We start from the raw sequence: 16,430 nt of genomic DNA on the forward strand, positions 1-16,430 counted from the left end.
TTTTAGTATTATTAGAACGAGTAGAAAAAAATCCCTCCAAGATTAGATAGGAAATCTTGGAGGGAAATGGATAGTTTATTTATCTAGAACGTTGTTTACCAGCGTTGCGATTCTTTTTCTTTTTATTGTTTTGAGTGATTGCTTGGCTCGCTTTTGGTGTCACATCTTTGATGCGACCTGCATTGCTCATGGCTTTAGGAGGATTCTTTTTGTATTCTTCCGCTACTTGCTTTCTAATCCGTGGACGCATTAAGTAGTTAATGATGAATTGTTGGATAATTTGAACGAAACCACCGACTACCCAGTAGAGCGTCACAGCTGCTGGTGACATGAAGGAGAAGACAACAATCATAATCGGGCTCATGTAAGTTGCACTCTTCATCTGCGCTTTTTGGGTTTCATCTTCGATACCATGTAGGGAGAGAAGTGACTGGATGTAGTAGAGTACACCGACAATGAGAGTCAAGGCTAGACTAGGTTTTCCAAGATTGATGCCAAGGAATGTACTGCTGGCTACACCGTTTGTGTATTGGGCAGCAAAGAAGAGGGCTGAGAAGAAAGGCATTTGAATGAGTAGAGGGAGGCAGCCGATACCGCCAAACATACTCAGACCATTTTCTCTTTGAGCAGCCATAAGTTCTTGCTGCGCTTCTAGTTTTTCTTCTTGAGTTTCGGCATTATTGATCCGTTCTTGGATAGGGGCAAAGATGGGCTTGAAGTAGTTCATCTTTTCTGATTGAAGAGTAGCTTTCCAAGATTGATAGATTCCCAGTGGGAAAATAATCAGCCGCACGATGAGTGTAACGATAATAATCGCTAGACCATAACCAAGACCTGAATTCTTGGCAAAGAACTGGATGCTATCTGCCATAGGCTGACCAAGCACGTCCCAAATAATACCAGAAGGATTACCTGCCTTGTCTCGTCCGACACACCCTGTCAATAATAGAAGGAGGGACAAGCTCATTCCAGAGAATAAAATACGTTTAAATGTTTTCACGAGTTCATTTCCTTTGTTTCTAAAAAATAATACCTATCTATTCTACTGTTTTTTAAGGAAATATACAATAGTTCTCCAGACCTAATTTGCAATTTTAAAGTCAGTATAGGACTCAAAATTGTCTATGGTGACATCTAAATAGCTGACTTTTGAAAAAGGAGTTGGACCCTTGCGGATTTCTTGAATGAACTTGGCCATGAGGGCAGAGCTTTCAGCTTGAGCCAAAATTTCGACTGTACCGTCGTCGTTATTCCAGACGCGACCAGTAATCCTGCCGATTTGTAGAGCGAGGGAGTAAACGCCCCAACGAAAGCCGACGCCTTGGACTCGTCCTTGCGCGATCATTCTTACTTTTTGCATCGTTACCTCCTTTTGTAGCGGTTTGAAACTCGCTTATCAGCCCATAGCGCAGCGAGCGGTTGCTTGCTGGAGACAAGATTTTCTCTGAAGCTAAGTCTAGAGGATGAGTTCAAAACTGCTAGATTGTGTTATAATGTATTTATGAATATTATAACCTCAAAAGCCAATAATGTGGTAAAAAAAGCTAAAAAGCTGCATCAAAAAAAATATCGTAGCGAGTCGTATTTGATTGAGGGCTGGCATCTTTTTGAGGAGGCTCTGGTCAGTCAGGCACGGATTCTGCGAATTTTTGCCTTGGCAGAGTACGAAGAGCGTTTGGCAGCCTTTTCTCAGACGATTTTTGTCAGTCCAGAGATTCTGAGTGATTTGGCAGACAGCAAGACTCCTCAGGGAATCGTTGCAGAATTAGCCTTTGAGGAGCAGAATATTCCAGAAAAGCTGGAAGGTGCCTACCTCTTTTTAGAAGATGTGCAGGATCCTGGCAATGTCGGAACCATCATCCGAACAGCGGATGCGGCGGGTTATCAAGGAGTTTTCATCTCTAGTCACTCCGCTGACATTTACAATCTCAAAACCTTGCGTTCTATGCAGGGCAGCCATTTTCATCTGCCCATTTATCGCGTGAGCAGAGAGGATATGCTGGCCCTAGCTCGTCAAAGTGACCTGCAAATTTTGGCTTCGACTTTATCAGAAGATTCTGTGGATTATCAAAAGGTCGAAAAAAATGAAAATTTCCTCCTAGTCATGGGCAATGAAGGTCAGGGAATCAGCCAAGAAATGACGGATGCGGCTGATGTTCTGGTTCACATTTCCATGAAGGGGCAGGCTGAAAGTCTTAACGTTGCTGTGGCAGCCGGCATTCTGATGTTTGCTTTAAGCTAGCTTTTAGAAATCTCTCTATAATAAAACGAAATGGAGGTGATGATATGCCTTACAGAGAAGATGATGAATTTATGGCCTATGTGGGGCATTTGATTGAGAAGCCCAGCGTCCAACGCTTAAAAGGAATTACCCATCATATTCATTCCAATCGGCTTGAACATTCAATCAATGTCAGTTATACTAGTTATAAGATTGCTAAAAAATTTGGCTGGAATGCCCGCAGTACGGCACGAGGTGCTCTTCTGCATGATCTATTTTATTATGACTGGCGCGAAACCAAGTTTAAAAAGAGTCATGCCTGGGTTCATCCCCGCCTAGCAGTCCGAAATGCCCGCAAGATTACCAAGCTCAATCGAGTTGAGGAAGATATTATCATCAAGCACATGTGGGGAGCGACCTTAGCACCACCCCGCTACAAGGAGTCCTTCGTTGTGACCATGGTGGATAAGTATTGGGCGATCAAAGAAGCGACGGCACCTTGGCGACAAAAGCTGAGTGGACGTAAAAAATATCATCGAAAGATGATGAAAAGTTAAAATGTAAAAAGGAGACATTATGAACAATACAATTATTCAAGAAAACAGTGGACTTTCTAGTTTTTATTCTAAGGTCTACGGATTTGTTGGGATGGGAATTGCCATCTCTGCACTGGTTTCAGGCTTAATGCTGACGACCTTCCAGACAGCTCTAGTTGAGATTTTGCTCCATTATAGCTGGATTTACTATGGAGCTATCTTTATTGAACTGGCCTTGGTTTGGTCAGCTTCCAGCAGAGGCCTCCGCAATAGTCCAGCTGCTCTTCCTCTCTTTTTGAGCTACTCAGCCCTAAACGGATTTACCATGAGTTTCATTGTGGCCATGTACACAGGAGGCGTGGTTTTCAAAGCATTTGCAGTTAGTGCGGCTGTTTTCCTTGTTATGGCAGCCATGGGCGTCATCATTAAAAAAGATTTATCTGGCATGGGCCGTGCTATGATTGCGAGCCTGATTGGGATTGTGATTGCAAGTTTTGTCAATATTTTCCTTGGTAGCGACATGATAGACTATATTGTCAGCTACGTCAGCGTCGTCATTTTCGCAGGGTTGATTGCTTGGGACAATCAAAAAATTCGCTACGTTTATGAGCAAACGGGTGGACAGGCAGGTCTTGGCTGGGCTATTTCTCTAGCTTTGAGCCTCTACCTTGACTTTATCAACCTCTTCCTCAGCATTCTTCGTATCTTTGGAAGAAATGACTAATAAAACATGGATAGTTTCCTTGATGAATGAGGAGCTATCTTTTTTGTTTGAGGGGAATTTTGGAAGTTGGATAGGAGTAGCAGTAAAAGTTTTGCAAACTGTTAATTTTTTGATATACTAACTAAAAATATATTTGGGCAATGCACTCGTCTATTGCTCTGGAAAAGAAAGGAAGTTTCTATGGATATGTTATTTATCCCAGGCTGGTTGATTTTTGCAATCGTTGCAGCCATTGTGCTTATTATTCTTTTGGCTAAGGGCTATGTCAATGCTAAGCCAAATGAAGTAGTCGTTATTACTGGTCTGCGTAAGCAGCGTCATTTAAGAGGTAAGGCTGGCTTCATGATTCCTTTTGTAGAGCAGCGCTCTTATCTGGATATTGAGCAGTTTTCTACCGACGTCCGTACTTCTGAGTCTGTGCCAACACTTGATTTTATCAACGTTCGTGCCGATGCGGCTGTTAAGCTGAAGATTGGTACTACGGATGAAATGATTGAGCGTGCGGCAGAAAACTTCCTTAATTGGAACACAACAGATATTTCCAACTCTGTCCAAGATGTTCTCGAAGGGAACCTTCGTGAGGTAATCGGCCAGATGGAACTGCGCAAGATGGTCAATGACCGTCAGGAATTTGCTTCTAAAGTGCAAGATAACGTGGCGCCAGATTTGGCTAAGATGGGTCTGGAAGTCATTGCCTTTACCGTTCAATCCTTCTCTGATGAAGGCGGCGTGATTGACAACCTCGGTATTGAAAATGTCGAAACGATTAAGAAAGACGCCCTGATTGCCAAAGCTAAGGCTGAACGTGAGCGCAAGGAAGTTGAGGCTGAGCAGGACAAGTTGGCTAACGACAAGCGCGTGGCCGCTGACTTGGAAATTGCTCAAAAGCAAAATGAACTCAAACTGAAACAAGCAGCCCTCAAGCAGGAGGCAGATATTGCGCAAGCTAAAGCGGACGCGGCTAAAGGGATTGAGGCTGAAATCCAACGTCGTGAACAAGAACGTGTGGCAGCAGAAGCCAACATCATGAAGCAGGAAAAAGAAGCGGAAGTCAAAGAACGGGAAGTTAAGGTCCGTGAGCAGGAATTGGATGCCAATATCCGCAAGCAAGCCGAAGCTGAAAAATATGCCCGTCAACAGGCCGCAGAAGCGCAATTGATTGAACGTCAGCGTCAGGCCGAAGCGGAACTCTTTGAAACACAAAAAGAAGCGGAAGCCCGCAAGGCTCAGGCCGAGGCTGAGAAATTTGCGCAACTGCAAGAAGCAGAAGCTATTGAAGCCAAAGGACGTGCAGAAGCGGAAGCCATTCGTCTTAAACTAGAAGCGGAAGCCCAAGGTTTGGACAAGAAAGCAGAAGCCATGAAGAAGATGCAGGAAGCTGCGATTACGGAAATGATTGTCGATAAATTGCCAGAAATCGCTCGCGCGGTAGCAGAGCCATTGACCAAGGTAGATAAGATTACCATGTATGGTGAAGGCAACGCTTCTAAAATGGTCGGCGACATCATGCAGAGCATTGACCAAGTTTCCCAAGGAGCAGGCTTTGACATTCGTCAACTGTTAGCTGGAGCACTTGGCGTCAATATGACTGTCAACAAGCTCAAACAAGATGAACAAGCGGTCATTGAAGTTGATGAGAAATAAATCTAAATGTGTCTAAGATATCCAAACAGCTGGGAGTTGGAACTTCTGGCTGTTTGTTTGTCCTCCCCCAGAAAAGCATTTCAATCAGCTAAATACTTTTCATTACCTTGTAAAAATGTTAAAATATAACAAATTAAACAACTATGACTATAGGAGTAAAAAATGACTAAAGCAAACTTTGGTGTTGTCGGTATGGCCGTGATGGGTCGTAACTTGGCTCTCAATATTGAATCTCGTGGCTATACTGTTGCCATCTATAACCGTTCAGCAAATAAAACGGAAGATGTAATCGCTTGTCACCCTGAAAAGAAATTCGTGCCTAGCTACGATGTAGAGTCTTTCGTTCAATCTATCGAAAAACCTCGTCGTATCATGCTTATGGTTCAAGCTGGACCTGGTACAGATGCTACTATCCAAGCCCTTCTTCCACATCTTGACAAGGGCGATATCTTGATCGACGGAGGAAACACTTTCTACAAAGATACAATCCGTCGTAATGAAGAATTAGCAAATTCAGGCATCAACTTTATCGGTACTGGTGTTTCTGGTGGTGAAAAAGGTGCCCTTGAAGGACCTTCTATCATGCCTGGTGGACAAAAAGAAGCCTATGAATTGGTAGCTGACGTTCTCGAAGAAATCTCAGCTAAAGCACCTGAAGATGGCAAACCATGTGTGACTTACATCGGTCCTGACGGAGCTGGTCACTATGTGAAGATGGTTCATAACGGTATCGAGTACGGTGATATGCAATTGATCGCAGAAAGCTATGACTTGATGCAACACTTGCTCGGCCTTTCTGCAGAAGACATGGCTGAAATCTTTACTGAGTGGAATAAAGGCGAGCTTGATAGCTACTTGATCGAAATCACAGCTGATATCTTGAGCCGTAAAGACGATGAAGGTCAAGATGGACCAATCGTAGATTACATCCTCGATGCTGCAGGAAACAAAGGAACTGGTAAATGGACTAGCCAATCAGCGCTTGACCTTGGTGTGCCATTGTCACTCATCACTGAGTCAGTATTTGCTCGCTACATCTCTACATACAAAGAAGAGCGTGTACATGCTAGCAAGGTGCTTCCAAAACCAGCTGCCTTCAAATTTGAAGGAGACAAGGCCGAGTTGATCGAAAAGATCCGTCAAGCCCTTTACTTCTCAAAAATCATTTCATACGCACAAGGTTTTGCTCAATTACGTGTAGCTTCTAAAGAAAATAATTGGAACTTGCCATTTGCAGATATCGCATCTATCTGGCGCGATGGTTGTATCATCCGTTCACGTTTCTTGCAAAAGATCACGGATGCCTACAACCGCGATGCAGATCTTGCTAACCTTCTTTTGGATGAGTACTTCTTGGACGTTACTGCTAAGTACCAACAAGCAGTGCGTGATATCGTAGCTCTTGCTGTTCAAGCTGGCGTACCAGTACCAACCTTCTCAGCAGCCATTACTTACTTTGATAGCTACCGTTCAGCGGACCTTCCAGCTAACTTGATCCAAGCACAACGTGACTACTTTGGTGCTCATACTTACCAACGTAAAGACAAAGAAGGAACCTTCCACTACTCTTGGTATGACGAAAAATAGGATAGGCCTATGGCAAAGCGAATTTTATTAGTAGAAAATGAAAAGAATCTTGCACGATTTGTGACTTTGGAACTGCAAAAGGAAGCATTTCTTTTGGATGTGGTTGAGACAGGAAGTCAAGGTTTGGCACTAGCTAAAGAAAATGACTATGATCTATTTTTGCTTAATTATGACCTGCAGGATATGACCGCTAGTGAGTTTGCTAGGCAACTGAGTTTGTTCAAGCCGGCCTCAGTTATTATCGTCTTAGCCAGCCGTGAAGAAATCAAAGAACATGCAGATGAGATTCAGCGCTTTGCTGTTTCCTATACCGTCAAACCTTTTATTATCAGTGATTTGGTTGAGAAAGTATCCGATATCTTTCGAGGTCGGGACTTTATCGACCAGCATTGTAGCAAGCTAAAAACACCGACTGCTTACCGCAATCTACGAGTTGATTTGAAAAATCATATCGTCTATCGTGGAGAGGAAGTGATTGCCTTGACACGACGAGAATATGATCTATTAGTGACGTTGATGAGCAACCAAAAGGTCATGAGTCGCGAGCAGCTTCTGGAACGTGTCTGGAAGTATGAAGGTGCCACTGAAACTAATGTAGTAGATGTCTATATTCGTTACCTACGTAGTAAGATTGATGTTGCTGGGCAGACCAGCTATATCAAAACTGTCCGTGGTATCGGCTATGCTATGCAGGAATAAAAAGAATAAACCCGCCCTCTGTTTCCAGTAGGACGGGTTAATTTTTTTATTTTTAGCGCAAATAATAAAATCCTAGAAGATTAAAATCCCTCTGCTTAGAGGACATGGCGCTCGAAAGCATTGTCAGAGATCCCTTGGCTGAGAATGAGTTTCGCCCATTCTTTGGCAGAAAAAAGGCTATGATCCTTGTAATTGCCACAGGATTCGATAGTAGTACCAGGGACATCTTCCCAAGTAGTCGTTTCAGCGATTTCTTCTAAGCAAGATTTGATGACTTGGGCAATTTCGGTTGCTGAGTGCTGTCCCCACATAATCATATGGAAACCTGTGCGGCAACCGAAAGGCGAGCAGTCAATCATACCGTCAATTCGCTTGCGAATAAGCATAGCCAGTAAGTGCTCGATGGTATGCAGGCCAGCAGTCGGAATAGAGTCTTCATTTGGCTGTACCAAGCGAATATCAAAGTTAGAGATAATATCTCCTTTGGGGCCAGTTTCCTCGCCAATGAGGCGAACATAGGGTGCTTTTACAATTGTATGGTCAAGCTCAAAACTTTCAACGATAACTTCTTTAGACATGATTTCTCCTTTAAAATTTTAAAATTGGAACCTGAAAATGAGATCAGGTTTCAAAAGCGACATTTCAAACACTTCCTTTTGATTATAGCATAAAAAAATAAGAGTTAGGAAATAAAAAAATTTTATATATTAAATTCTTTGATTTAGCGCCTTTTCGCCCAATAATAGGCAAAAAACGGCCTTCTTTTTCAAAAAATTGATTTGTGAATTTCTGCTATTTATGATAGAATAAAAAGGAATTTTGAATTCAATAATTAAATAGATTTGGAGTAAAAACATGGGCTTATATACAATAGCTGCTTTTGTTTTTGCTGCCATCATTGGTTTAGTGATTGGGTATGTAGGAATCGCGGTTAAGATGAAAGCATCTAAAGAAGCTGCGGAACTTACTCTTTTAAATGCTGAACAAGAAGCAACCAATTTACGCGGTCAGGCAGAACGCGAAGCTGATTTGATTGTCAAAGAAGCGATGCGCGAAACCAGTTCGCTTAAAAAAGAAGCACTTTTGGAGGCAAAAGAAGAAGCCAGAAAATATCGTGAAGAGGTTGATGCAGAATTTAAGTCTGAGCGTCAGGAGTTAAAACAAATTGAAAGCCGCTTGACAGAGCGTGCAAGTAGTCTTGACCGCAAAGATGATAATTTAACCAACAAGGAAAAGACTTTGGAGCACAAAGAACAAAGTCTGACTGATAAAGCTAAACACATTGATGCGCGTGAAGCACAAGTAGCTGAGCTAGAGAAGCAAAAAGAAGCTGAGCTTGAGCGGGTAGCGTCCTTGACTCAGACGGAAGCGCGTGAGATTATCTTGACCAAGACCGAGGACAAGTTGTCCAAGGAGATTGCGACTCGTATTCGGGAAGCAGAGCAGGATATCAAAGAGCGTTCGGACAAGGTGGCCAAGGATATCTTGGTTCAAGCTATGCAGCGGATTGCTGGTGACTATGTGGCTGAGCAGACCAATTCAACGGTTCATCTTCCTGATGACAGCATGAAGGGACGGATTATCGGACGTGAAGGTCGCAATATTCGAACCTTTGAAAGCTTGACAGGGATTGATGTTATCATTGATGATACGCCTGAAGTGGTTACTCTTTCAGGTTTCGATCCAGTTCGCCGTGAGATTGCTCGGATGACTATGGAAGCTCTTCTCAAGGATGGTCGGATTCATCCGGCTCGTATCGAGGAATTGGTCGAAAAGAATCGCTTAGAGATTGATAACCGTATTCGAGAGTATGGTGAAGCCGCAGCCTATGAAATCGGAGCGCCTAATCTGCATCCTGATTTGATGAAGATCATGGGTCGCTTGCAGTTCCGTACTTCCTACGGACAAAATGTTCTCCGTCACTCGATTGAGGTTGCCAAATTGGCTGGAGTTATCGCTGGAGAGTTGGGTGAAAATGTTAACTTGGCTCGTCGTGCAGGTTTCCTCCATGATATTGGTAAGGCTATCGATCGAGAAGTAGAAGGTAGCCACGTGGAAATCGGAACTGAGTTAGCTCGCAAGTATAAGGAACATCCAGTTGTTATCAATACCATTGCTAGCCACCACGGAGATGTAGAACCTGAGAGTGTCATTGCAGTCATCGTTGCAGCAGCGGATGCCCTAAGTGCAGCTCGCCCAGGAGCTCGCAGTGAGTCGCTGGAAAGCTACATCAAGCGATTGCAAGATTTGGAAGAAATTGCGAATAGCTTTGAAGGGGTTAAGACAAGCTTTGCCCTTCAGGCAGGTCGTGAAATCCGAATCATGGTCAGTCCAGAGAAAATCAAGGATGACAAGATTACAATCTTGGCACATGATGTGCGTGAAAAGATTGAAAACACCTTGGAATATCCAGGAAATATTAAGGTCACAGTCATTCGCGAAATGCGAGCAGTTGATTATGCTAAATAAAAAGGTTGAGACAATATCTCGACCTTTTTGTTTGTTTTAAATGAAGTATTAAACTGCCAGTGCTTGGCCGGGGATATTTGTCACCATTGGCATTTATTATTTTTACTATTATTTTTTCTCAGCTTGGTTCTGCTCTTAACTTTGGGAAATACATTCCATGGGCGATTCCTGCACTCGCAAGTGGTATTGCAGGAAAAGCACTATTGAATTTTGGGAGCATTGTCAGTTTATTTGGGGTAAGTATTCTAGGTCTTATCGCAACAATGGCTTGGTGGAGGTATGCTGATTACGATTAAAATGAGGTGATGAAAATGCTAATAACACAAAGCCAAGTCTGATTCATTTCAAATCAAAACAACCCCTCCTGTTCAGATTGAAAAACAAGAGGGGTTATATTATGACAATCGAAAGTTTTGGGGGAGAGGGGACTATGTGAATATCGTTGGCCTAAATGAAAAGATAGTTTCTAATATACGTGATTGGGAAAAAATGACCTTGTTTTTGATAAGTTAAGTGTCAAAGCTTTCTCAGATGGTAGTTTTAGAACAAGGGAAAATCTCGTTATGGGTATCAGTCAAGTGAAGGACAAAATCCAAAAAAGATGCTTGGTCTGAACTTTTTCTAGCAGGGGCCGGATTAAAAAGAGGCTGAGGAGAAAGAGCAGGAGGATAGGATAGAAATACCAGGGATTACTGACGAATTGCCCCCCCTCAACAGTCCTCAAAGGGATGTAAGTATGGGACAGCAGAATCTGCCCAGACAGGAAAAGTAAGGCAATCGCAGTCATGGTCAGAATCAGAAACTAGCCCAGTTTGAAGATGGTGTTAGAAAATTGCTTCATGAGGATCTGACCTCCACCTTGACGAAATAGCGGTCTTCTCCCAGCTCAATCAGCTCGACTGGCTGAGGATAGAAGCGATCCATGACCTCTTTTTGAAGAATGTCTTCTTTAGGACCTTGGGCTATGATTTTCCCTTCTTTTAGGAGCAGAACATGATCCATAGCAGCAGTGATTTCCTCTACATGGTGGGTGACATAGAGGATAGTTGGAGTCTGGTCCATCTGCGTAATCTTACCAATCTGATCCAGCAGGCGCTCGCGGGCAAAGAGATCCAGACCGCTGGTCGCTTCGTCTAAGATAAGCAGTTCTGGCTTTTCCATGAGACTGCGGGCAATCAGCAAGAGCTGTTTTTCCCCTTGAGACAGACTGGCGTAGCTTCGGCCAATCAATTCTTGCCCGCCAATGGAGGCCAGCATTTCCCTCGCTTGGTCCAGTTCTTCTTGTCCGTAAGGAGCGTAGAGAATACTGCTTTTATACTTGCCTGTCAGGACGATTTCTTCGGCAGTGAGATGGCTAGGCAGGCGTTCAGCAATGAAGGACCCAACTACTCCAATCCTAGTTCGCAGCTGAGGAATGTCGCCGGCGCCAAATTCCGTATCCAGAACCGTCACCTTGCCCTGGGTCTTCCAATGCTCAGCCATGAGCAGGCGCAGAAGAGTAGACTTTCCAGAACCGTTGAGACCGAGGATGGCCCAATGCTCCCCCTTTTTCACCTGCCAGTTGAGATCTTTTAAGATGGTTCGGCCTTGTTTAGCCAAGCTTACATTTTCCAGTTTGATAATCTTTTCCATTTTTACTCTTTCTTTCGTTAAATCTTCTTTATTATAACAAAATTTAGGATAAAATAACCGATAGGAGGAGTCAGATGTTTTATAAAAGTAAGCTGATGTAGGTCCTTTTGCTAATGATTATCTTCTTTATCTGGTGTCAGATGAGGATCTTCCTATTATCATCATGGTACTCTTGCTCTTATCCAGCAATATCTATGGTGTACTAGAGATGATCGAGGCAATCCCGACTTATTCTATCCTCAAAGAAATCGCCAAGTTCTTGGTTAATCGCTATGATAATCACAAGGAAACTCAGCAGTAGAAGAAGAACGAAGAGCTTAGGAATCGATTGATTCCAGAGTCTCGAGACCAGAAATAAGACGGAAGAAGGGCCTTCCGCCTTATTTTCATTATGTCTTCAAGTCAGTTTTTCTCGTAGAGAAAAACAAGAAAACTACCACATAAGCTGGTGGCTGCCAAGGCTTTGAGCTTTCATTTCTTTTTTCTAGTATAATCTACTTGTTCAGGTAAGACAAAGGAGGAAAAGGAAATGGCTAAAACCGGTTGCAGTTTATCACATGCCAAATGGATGTGTAAATATCCTATCATATTTACCCCCAAGTATCGCAGAAAAATCATTCACTACAAAATAAGACGAGATCCCATTGAGATTTTTCTTCATCTATGTCAATACAAAGGTGTGGAAATTATTGAGGGACAGATGATGCCAGATCATGGTCACATACTTGTCTTGATCCCTCCAAAACTTTCGAGTTTTGATTTCACGGGATATTTGATAAATATGTAAGCATCGTTGGCCTAAACGGAAAGACAGTTGCCAAATATATTCGGGATTGGGAAAAAATAACATTGTCCTTGAAAAGTTAAGTGTCAAAGAGTACGAGGAGCAATTTTTATATGGTAGTTTTAGAACAAGATAAAAGCCCGTTTTTACAGGCTTTAGTCAAGTAATGATAGCTATTTTCCTGCTATCTATTAGACCAGGTTCTTGGTAGGAATAGAAGCAGGATAGGATAGATTTCTAAACGTCCTGCAATCATGGCAAGAGAAAGTAGGAATTTAGAAAATGGACTATAGATAGAGAAAGTCTCGGTTGTCCCAATCATTGGTCCGATATTATTGAAACAGCTGATGACAGCACTGGTAACAGTCATTAGATTGTTATTGTCCAGACTGATGATGAAAATCAAAGCTGCGATAATCAAAATATAAACTGCCAAATATTTAAGAACCTTGTGTTGGGTATCTTTATCCAAAACAGCGCCGTTGATATGCATGGTTAGAACGCGGTTTGGCGAAAGTGTGGAAAGGATTTGGTTTTTAGCGATGCGACCGATGATAATGGCACGGATCACTTTGAAACCGCCAGCGGTGGAGCCAGCAGAACCACCTAGACACATGAGCAGCAGCAGAATGATTTGTGAGAAGAGGGGCCACTGTACGGTATCTCCATAGCCGAATCCTGTCGTAGTAATAATGTTGGAAACTTGGAAAAATGAAATTTCTAAGCTTTTTGCAAATTCCCCGTAAACATTTAGAACATTGAAGCTAATCAAAATAGTGGCAGTGAGGACAATCCAGAGATAGCCTTTCAACTCCTCGTCATGAAAACAGGCTTTAAATCTTCGAATCAAGAGATAATAGTAGAGATTGAAGTTTACCCCAAAGGTCAGAACGCCGAAGCTGACAAGGTAGGTGATTAGAGAACTGTTATAGTGGGCAATTCCGTCGTTAAAGACAGTGAAGCCTCCTGTACCAGCCGTTCCCATTGCGATGACGATACTATCAAAGAGTGGCATGCCGGCGAGGAAATAAAGAAAGGCAAAAAGGGCAAAGAGCGCTAGATAGATAATATAAAGAATCTGGGCAGTGTTTCTTAATTTCGACACGACCTTGCCAAAAACTGGTCCAGGAACTTCCGCTTTCATGACTTCTAAGTGGCCATTTTTAGCATTGTCCATGATAGCTAAGGCAAAGACCAGCACCCCCATTCCTCCAATCAAGTGGGTGAAACTACGCCAAAAGAGGAGGGAGTGGGAAAGGACAGATACATCGTTTAAGATTGTGGCACCAGTAGTGGTAAAGCCAGAGCTGACTTCAAAGAAAGCATCAATTAGATTCGGAATCTGGCCAGAAAAGACAAAAGGCAGAGCGCCAAAGAAGGACCAGAGAATCCAGCAAAGGGCAACAATCAGTACCCCTTCCTTAGTGTAAATGTGGGCATCTTTAGGTTTAAAGGCTGAACCTAATCCACCCAAAATCACTAAAATAATCATTGTCGCGCCGATAGAAAGGAAGACTTCAAGATCTTCGTGGTAGATCAGGGCAACGATTGTTGGAACCAACAAGAGGGCTGCTTCGATGAGCAGGAGTTTGGAGAGGAGAAAGCGAATCATAGGTCTATTCATGGGGCTACCTCTCTAACAAATCGTAAATCTTATCGATGTTTTGAATCAAGGTTGTCACGATGATCTTATCTCCGACTTCCAAATAGTCATCTCCACTTGGGAAAATGGCTACGCCTTGACGAATGATAGCAGCAATCAGCACCCCGCTCCTCAATTTGAGCTGAGAAAGAGGCTGTTCGATCATTTTATTTCCTTCGTTGATCTGGAATTGGAGCGTTTCAATCTGGCCATTTGCTACATGGTGCAAGGCTTCTAGGCTGGAGAATTGCGCGTTATTCCGTCCGCGGATAAAGTGCATAATGGTATCAACAGCAATCCCTTTTGGCGTGACAATACTTGCGAAGTCTTGATTGTCAATAATCTCGAGGAGACTTGTCCGATTGATCTTGGTAATGTTTTTTTGAACGCCAAGATTATTGAGGAACATTGAGGTGATGATATTTTCTTCATCGACGCCTGTCAGAGTAGCTATTGCATCGTAATGTGCAGCTCTTTCCTCGAGTAGAATATCTTTGGCTGTACCGTCTCCATTGACCACGTAGAGATCAGGAAATTCTTGGCTAAAGAACTCTGCCCGCTGGCGATTGATCTCGACGACCTTGAGCTCAATCTTGCTATTTTTGAGAATATTCAATAAATAATAGGCAATCTTGCCTGCCCCGATAATCATGAGGCTCTTGATGACTCTTGGTCGGATTTTATTGTGGAAGCGGACAATTTCTGAACGATTTCCAGTCAGGAAGATTTTATCAGATGGCTGCAAGGTGAAATCCCCATCTGGAATACTGAGTGTGCCCTCTCTCTCAATAGCACAGATAATAACGTGGGGGAAATGCTTCCTGAATTGCGAGAGATTCATTTGGCAGAGATAGCTTTCTGGCTTGATTTTAAACTCCATCAAGGTCACTCGACCATTAGCAAAATGCTCCAATGACAGGGCATTAGGAAAATCAATAATATTGGCAATATAACGAGCAGCGAGGAGTTCAGGATTGACCATCAGAGAGAAGCCTAGAATATTTTTTTCTTTAAAATAAGCATTAGAGTATTCAGGATTTCTGACACGGACAATGGTTTCTTTAGCTCCCATTTTCTTTGCGAGAACGGCTGAAACCATGTTGACCTCATCCTGCTCAGTCATGGCAATAAAGATATCACAGTGGGCAACATCTGCCTGCTCCAAGATTTTAAAATTCGCACCATTTCCAACGATGCCCATAATATCGTAACGTTTTGTAATATGATTTAGAACAGCTTCATTTTGCTCAATTAAAACGACATCATGCTTTTCAGCAACGAGCGAGCGACAAAGGGCGGCTCCGACCTTCCCGCTTCCGACGACGATAATTTTCATATTATTCCTCCCGAATATGTATCTATCATACCTTTTTTTATATAAAATTTCATCTATAAATCTCAATAAAGTCGTTTTTTACAGAATAGGAAGCTGTTTCAAAAGAAATCCTACAAAAATCTCACTTTTTGGGGTCATTTTTATTGACTTGTCAGAAGAAAATGATATACTAGGAAAGTACCCTCATTGATTTACATCAAACCTGTTGTGATGTAAGTTAATGATGCCTTAACCACGCTGTTTGCTGAGCTTGACTCCGGGCAGTGTGGCTATTTTTTTATTCTAATGAAAATCAGGAAAAATTATGTCTCAGCAAAATCACATCGTCCTTTTTGAACCACAAATTCCACAGAATACAGGCAATATTGCTCGTACTTGTGCAGCGACCAACTCTCCCCTCCATATCATCAAGCCCATGGGCTTTCCTATTGACGACCGTAAGATGAAGCGGGCTGGACTGGATTATTGGGATAAGCTGGATATTAGCTTCCATGAGAGTCTAGACGACTTTATGAAGCAGATGGACGGACGGCTCTATCTGATTTCTAAGTTTGCCGAGAAGGTCTACTCGGAGGAGAATTTCGCAGCAGAAGGGCCGCATTATTTCATGTTTGGTCGTGAAGATAAGGGATTGCCTGAGGAATTTATGCGCCAGCATCCAGAAAAGGCCTTGCGCATTCCCATGAATGACCAGCATGTCCGCAGCTTAAATGTCTCTAATACGGTCTGTATGATTGTCTATGAAGCCCTACGCCAACAGAACTTTGCTGGACTGGACTTGGTGCATGAATACGAAGCGGATAAGTTGAAATAAATGAAAAATACTTAAGTTAAAATAATATTGATTACATCAATCAAAAAGCTTGCACTTGCAAGCGTTTTTTGTTATGATTAAAGGGTCTTCAGGGCAGGGTGAAATTCCCGACCGGCGGTAATTTTGACTAGCTATTTTAGCTTTCTCGTCGTTGTCTTGTCGCGATATACTTTAAGTATTATCTTCGACTGCAACGCCTAGATAAATCTAAAATATCTTAGCCAAATAAGTCCGCGAGCGAAAGCTGATGTGGTGCGATTCCACAACCGACAGTATAGTCTGGATGGGAGAAGACGAAAGAATAGCTTTGTCTGTTCTGATAGATTTATAGCTAAACTGTAA

The 16,430-nt window shown here is 42.7% G+C and carries 15 protein-coding genes, 3 pseudogenes and 1 riboswitch; of the genes and pseudogenes, 11 read left to right on the forward strand and 7 right to left on the reverse strand.

Annotation, left to right across the window (positions count from 1 at the left end):
- Positions 1–79: 79 nt before the first annotated feature.
- A complete protein-coding gene (yidC, locus tag O3644_RS07785; RefSeq protein ID WP_371595411.1) occupies positions 80–1,000 on the reverse strand; it encodes a membrane protein insertase YidC in 921 nt (306 codons plus the stop codon).
- Positions 1,001–1,081: 81 nt separating this feature from the next.
- Complete coding sequence (locus tag O3644_RS07790; protein ID WP_371595412.1) at positions 1,082–1,360, reverse strand: acylphosphatase; 279 nt, start codon at positions 1,358–1,360, stop codon at positions 1,082–1,084.
- Between the two features lie 141 nt (positions 1,361–1,501).
- Here O3644_RS07790 and O3644_RS07795 point away from each other — a divergent pair, with 141 nt between their 5' ends.
- The 6 genes from O3644_RS07795 to O3644_RS07820 all read left to right on the forward strand — a co-directional run bounded on the left by O3644_RS07795 (position 1,502) and on the right by O3644_RS07820 (position 7,411).
- The gene (locus O3644_RS07795) at positions 1,502–2,242 is read left to right on the forward strand and encodes a TrmH family RNA methyltransferase (RefSeq protein ID WP_371595413.1); all 741 of its coding nucleotides are present in this window, start codon (positions 1,502–1,504) and stop codon (positions 2,240–2,242) included.
- 44 nt (positions 2,243–2,286) lie between these two features.
- Positions 2,287–2,778, forward strand: coding sequence for an HD domain-containing protein (locus O3644_RS07800; RefSeq protein ID WP_048766208.1), 492 nt, complete (start codon positions 2,287–2,289; stop codon positions 2,776–2,778).
- A gap of 19 nt (positions 2,779–2,797) precedes the next feature.
- Positions 2,798–3,481 (forward strand): Bax inhibitor-1/YccA family protein, encoded by a 684-nt coding sequence (locus tag O3644_RS07805; protein ID WP_371595414.1) that lies wholly within the window; start codon positions 2,798–2,800, stop codon positions 3,479–3,481.
- Positions 3,482–3,661: 180 nt separating this feature from the next.
- Positions 3,662–5,125 (forward strand): flotillin family protein, encoded by a 1,464-nt coding sequence (locus O3644_RS07810; protein WP_125378834.1) that lies wholly within the window; start codon positions 3,662–3,664, stop codon positions 5,123–5,125.
- A gap of 162 nt (positions 5,126–5,287) precedes the next feature.
- Positions 5,288–6,712 (forward strand): NADP-dependent phosphogluconate dehydrogenase, encoded by a 1,425-nt coding sequence (gene gndA, locus O3644_RS07815; RefSeq protein WP_371595415.1) that lies wholly within the window; start codon positions 5,288–5,290, stop codon positions 6,710–6,712.
- A gap of 9 nt (positions 6,713–6,721) precedes the next feature.
- The gene (locus tag O3644_RS07820; RefSeq protein WP_125378832.1) at positions 6,722–7,411 is read left to right on the forward strand and encodes a response regulator transcription factor; all 690 of its coding nucleotides are present in this window, start codon (positions 6,722–6,724) and stop codon (positions 7,409–7,411) included.
- A gap of 95 nt (positions 7,412–7,506) precedes the next feature.
- On the opposite strand, the gene O3644_RS07825 is transcribed toward O3644_RS07820, so the two are convergent.
- Positions 7,507–7,989 carry an S-ribosylhomocysteine lyase gene (locus O3644_RS07825; RefSeq protein ID WP_005590897.1) on the reverse strand — a complete coding sequence of 161 codons (483 nt, stop codon included), beginning with the start codon at positions 7,987–7,989 and terminating at the stop codon, positions 7,507–7,509.
- Positions 7,990–8,266: 277 nt separating this feature from the next.
- On the opposite strand from O3644_RS07825, the gene O3644_RS07830 reads away from it, so the two are divergent.
- Both O3644_RS07830 and O3644_RS07835 read left to right on the forward strand, forming a co-directional pair.
- Positions 8,267–9,880, forward strand: coding sequence for a ribonuclease Y (locus O3644_RS07830; RefSeq protein ID WP_371595417.1), 1,614 nt, complete (start codon positions 8,267–8,269; stop codon positions 9,878–9,880).
- Between the two features lie 62 nt (positions 9,881–9,942).
- Positions 9,943–10,176, forward strand: a pseudogene (locus O3644_RS07835) (bacitracin ABC transporter permease); the annotation flags it as partial.
- Between the two features lie 287 nt (positions 10,177–10,463).
- Here the strand turns inward: O3644_RS07835 and O3644_RS07840 are convergent.
- Together O3644_RS07840 and O3644_RS07845 are read right to left on the reverse strand one after the other, a co-directional pair.
- Positions 10,464–10,667: pseudogene (locus O3644_RS07840) on the reverse strand (beta-carotene 15,15'-monooxygenase); the annotation flags it as partial.
- A gap of 50 nt (positions 10,668–10,717) precedes the next feature.
- Positions 10,718–11,512, reverse strand: coding sequence for an ABC transporter ATP-binding protein (locus O3644_RS07845; RefSeq protein WP_371595418.1), 795 nt, complete (start codon positions 11,510–11,512; stop codon positions 10,718–10,720).
- Positions 11,513–11,645: 133 nt separating this feature from the next.
- Here O3644_RS07845 and O3644_RS07850 point away from each other — a divergent pair, with 133 nt between their 5' ends.
- Positions 11,646–11,813 carry a hypothetical protein gene (locus O3644_RS07850; RefSeq protein WP_371595452.1) on the forward strand — a complete coding sequence of 56 codons (168 nt, stop codon included), beginning with the start codon at positions 11,646–11,648 and terminating at the stop codon, positions 11,811–11,813.
- Between the two features lie 228 nt (positions 11,814–12,041).
- Positions 12,042–12,432, forward strand: a pseudogene (tnpA, locus tag O3644_RS07855) (IS200/IS605 family transposase).
- A 48-nt stretch (positions 12,433–12,480) separates the two neighbouring features.
- On the opposite strand, the gene O3644_RS07860 reads toward tnpA, so the two are convergent.
- Both O3644_RS07860 and trkA read right to left on the reverse strand, forming a co-directional pair.
- Positions 12,481–13,920 (reverse strand): TrkH family potassium uptake protein, encoded by a 1,440-nt coding sequence (locus O3644_RS07860; protein WP_371595419.1) that lies wholly within the window; start codon positions 13,918–13,920, stop codon positions 12,481–12,483.
- A gap of 4 nt (positions 13,921–13,924) precedes the next feature.
- Complete coding sequence (gene trkA, locus O3644_RS07865) at positions 13,925–15,274, reverse strand: Trk system potassium transporter TrkA (RefSeq protein ID WP_314042760.1); 1,350 nt, start codon at positions 15,272–15,274, stop codon at positions 13,925–13,927.
- Positions 15,275–15,578: 304 nt separating this feature from the next.
- On the opposite strand from trkA, the gene O3644_RS07870 reads away from it, so the two are divergent.
- Positions 15,579–16,088 (forward strand): tRNA (cytidine(34)-2'-O)-methyltransferase, encoded by a 510-nt coding sequence (locus O3644_RS07870; RefSeq protein ID WP_371595421.1) that lies wholly within the window; start codon positions 15,579–15,581, stop codon positions 16,086–16,088.
- 80 nt (positions 16,089–16,168) lie between these two features.
- A riboswitch (FMN riboswitch) is annotated at positions 16,169–16,387 on the forward strand.
- The last annotated feature ends 43 nt before the right edge of the window (positions 16,388–16,430 follow it).

The sequence above is a fragment of the Streptococcus sp. 27098_8_113 genome (genome assembly GCF_041432545.1).
GTDB lineage: Bacteria > Bacillota > Bacilli > Lactobacillales > Streptococcaceae > Streptococcus.

What these genes read in the sequence shown, in the direction of transcription:
- O3644_RS07790 (WP_371595412.1), bottom strand. Translation starts at nt 1,360, where the DNA reads ATGCAAAAAGTAAGAATGATCGCGCAAGGACGAGTCCAAGGCGTCGGC.
- O3644_RS07795 (WP_371595413.1), top strand. Translation starts at nt 1,502, where the DNA reads ATGAATATTATAACCTCAAAAGCCAATAATGTGGTAAAAAAAGCTAAA.
- O3644_RS07800 (WP_048766208.1), top strand. Translation starts at nt 2,287, where the DNA reads ATGCCTTACAGAGAAGATGATGAATTTATGGCCTATGTGGGGCATTTG.
- O3644_RS07805 (WP_371595414.1), top strand. Translation starts at nt 2,798, where the DNA reads ATGAACAATACAATTATTCAAGAAAACAGTGGACTTTCTAGTTTTTAT.
- O3644_RS07810 (WP_125378834.1), top strand. Translation starts at nt 3,662, where the DNA reads ATGGATATGTTATTTATCCCAGGCTGGTTGATTTTTGCAATCGTTGCA.
- gndA (WP_371595415.1), top strand. Translation starts at nt 5,288, where the DNA reads ATGACTAAAGCAAACTTTGGTGTTGTCGGTATGGCCGTGATGGGTCGT.
- O3644_RS07820 (WP_125378832.1), top strand. Translation starts at nt 6,722, where the DNA reads ATGGCAAAGCGAATTTTATTAGTAGAAAATGAAAAGAATCTTGCACGA.
- O3644_RS07825 (WP_005590897.1), bottom strand. Translation starts at nt 7,989, where the DNA reads ATGTCTAAAGAAGTTATCGTTGAAAGTTTTGAGCTTGACCATACAATT.
- O3644_RS07830 (WP_371595417.1), top strand. Translation starts at nt 8,267, where the DNA reads ATGGGCTTATATACAATAGCTGCTTTTGTTTTTGCTGCCATCATTGGT.
- O3644_RS07845 (WP_371595418.1), bottom strand. Translation starts at nt 11,512, where the DNA reads ATGGAAAAGATTATCAAACTGGAAAATGTAAGCTTGGCTAAACAAGGC.
- O3644_RS07860 (WP_371595419.1), bottom strand. Translation starts at nt 13,920, where the DNA reads ATGAATAGACCTATGATTCGCTTTCTCCTCTCCAAACTCCTGCTCATC.
- trkA (WP_314042760.1), bottom strand. Translation starts at nt 15,274, where the DNA reads ATGAAAATTATCGTCGTCGGAAGCGGGAAGGTCGGAGCCGCCCTTTGT.
- O3644_RS07870 (WP_371595421.1), top strand. Translation starts at nt 15,579, where the DNA reads ATGTCTCAGCAAAATCACATCGTCCTTTTTGAACCACAAATTCCACAG.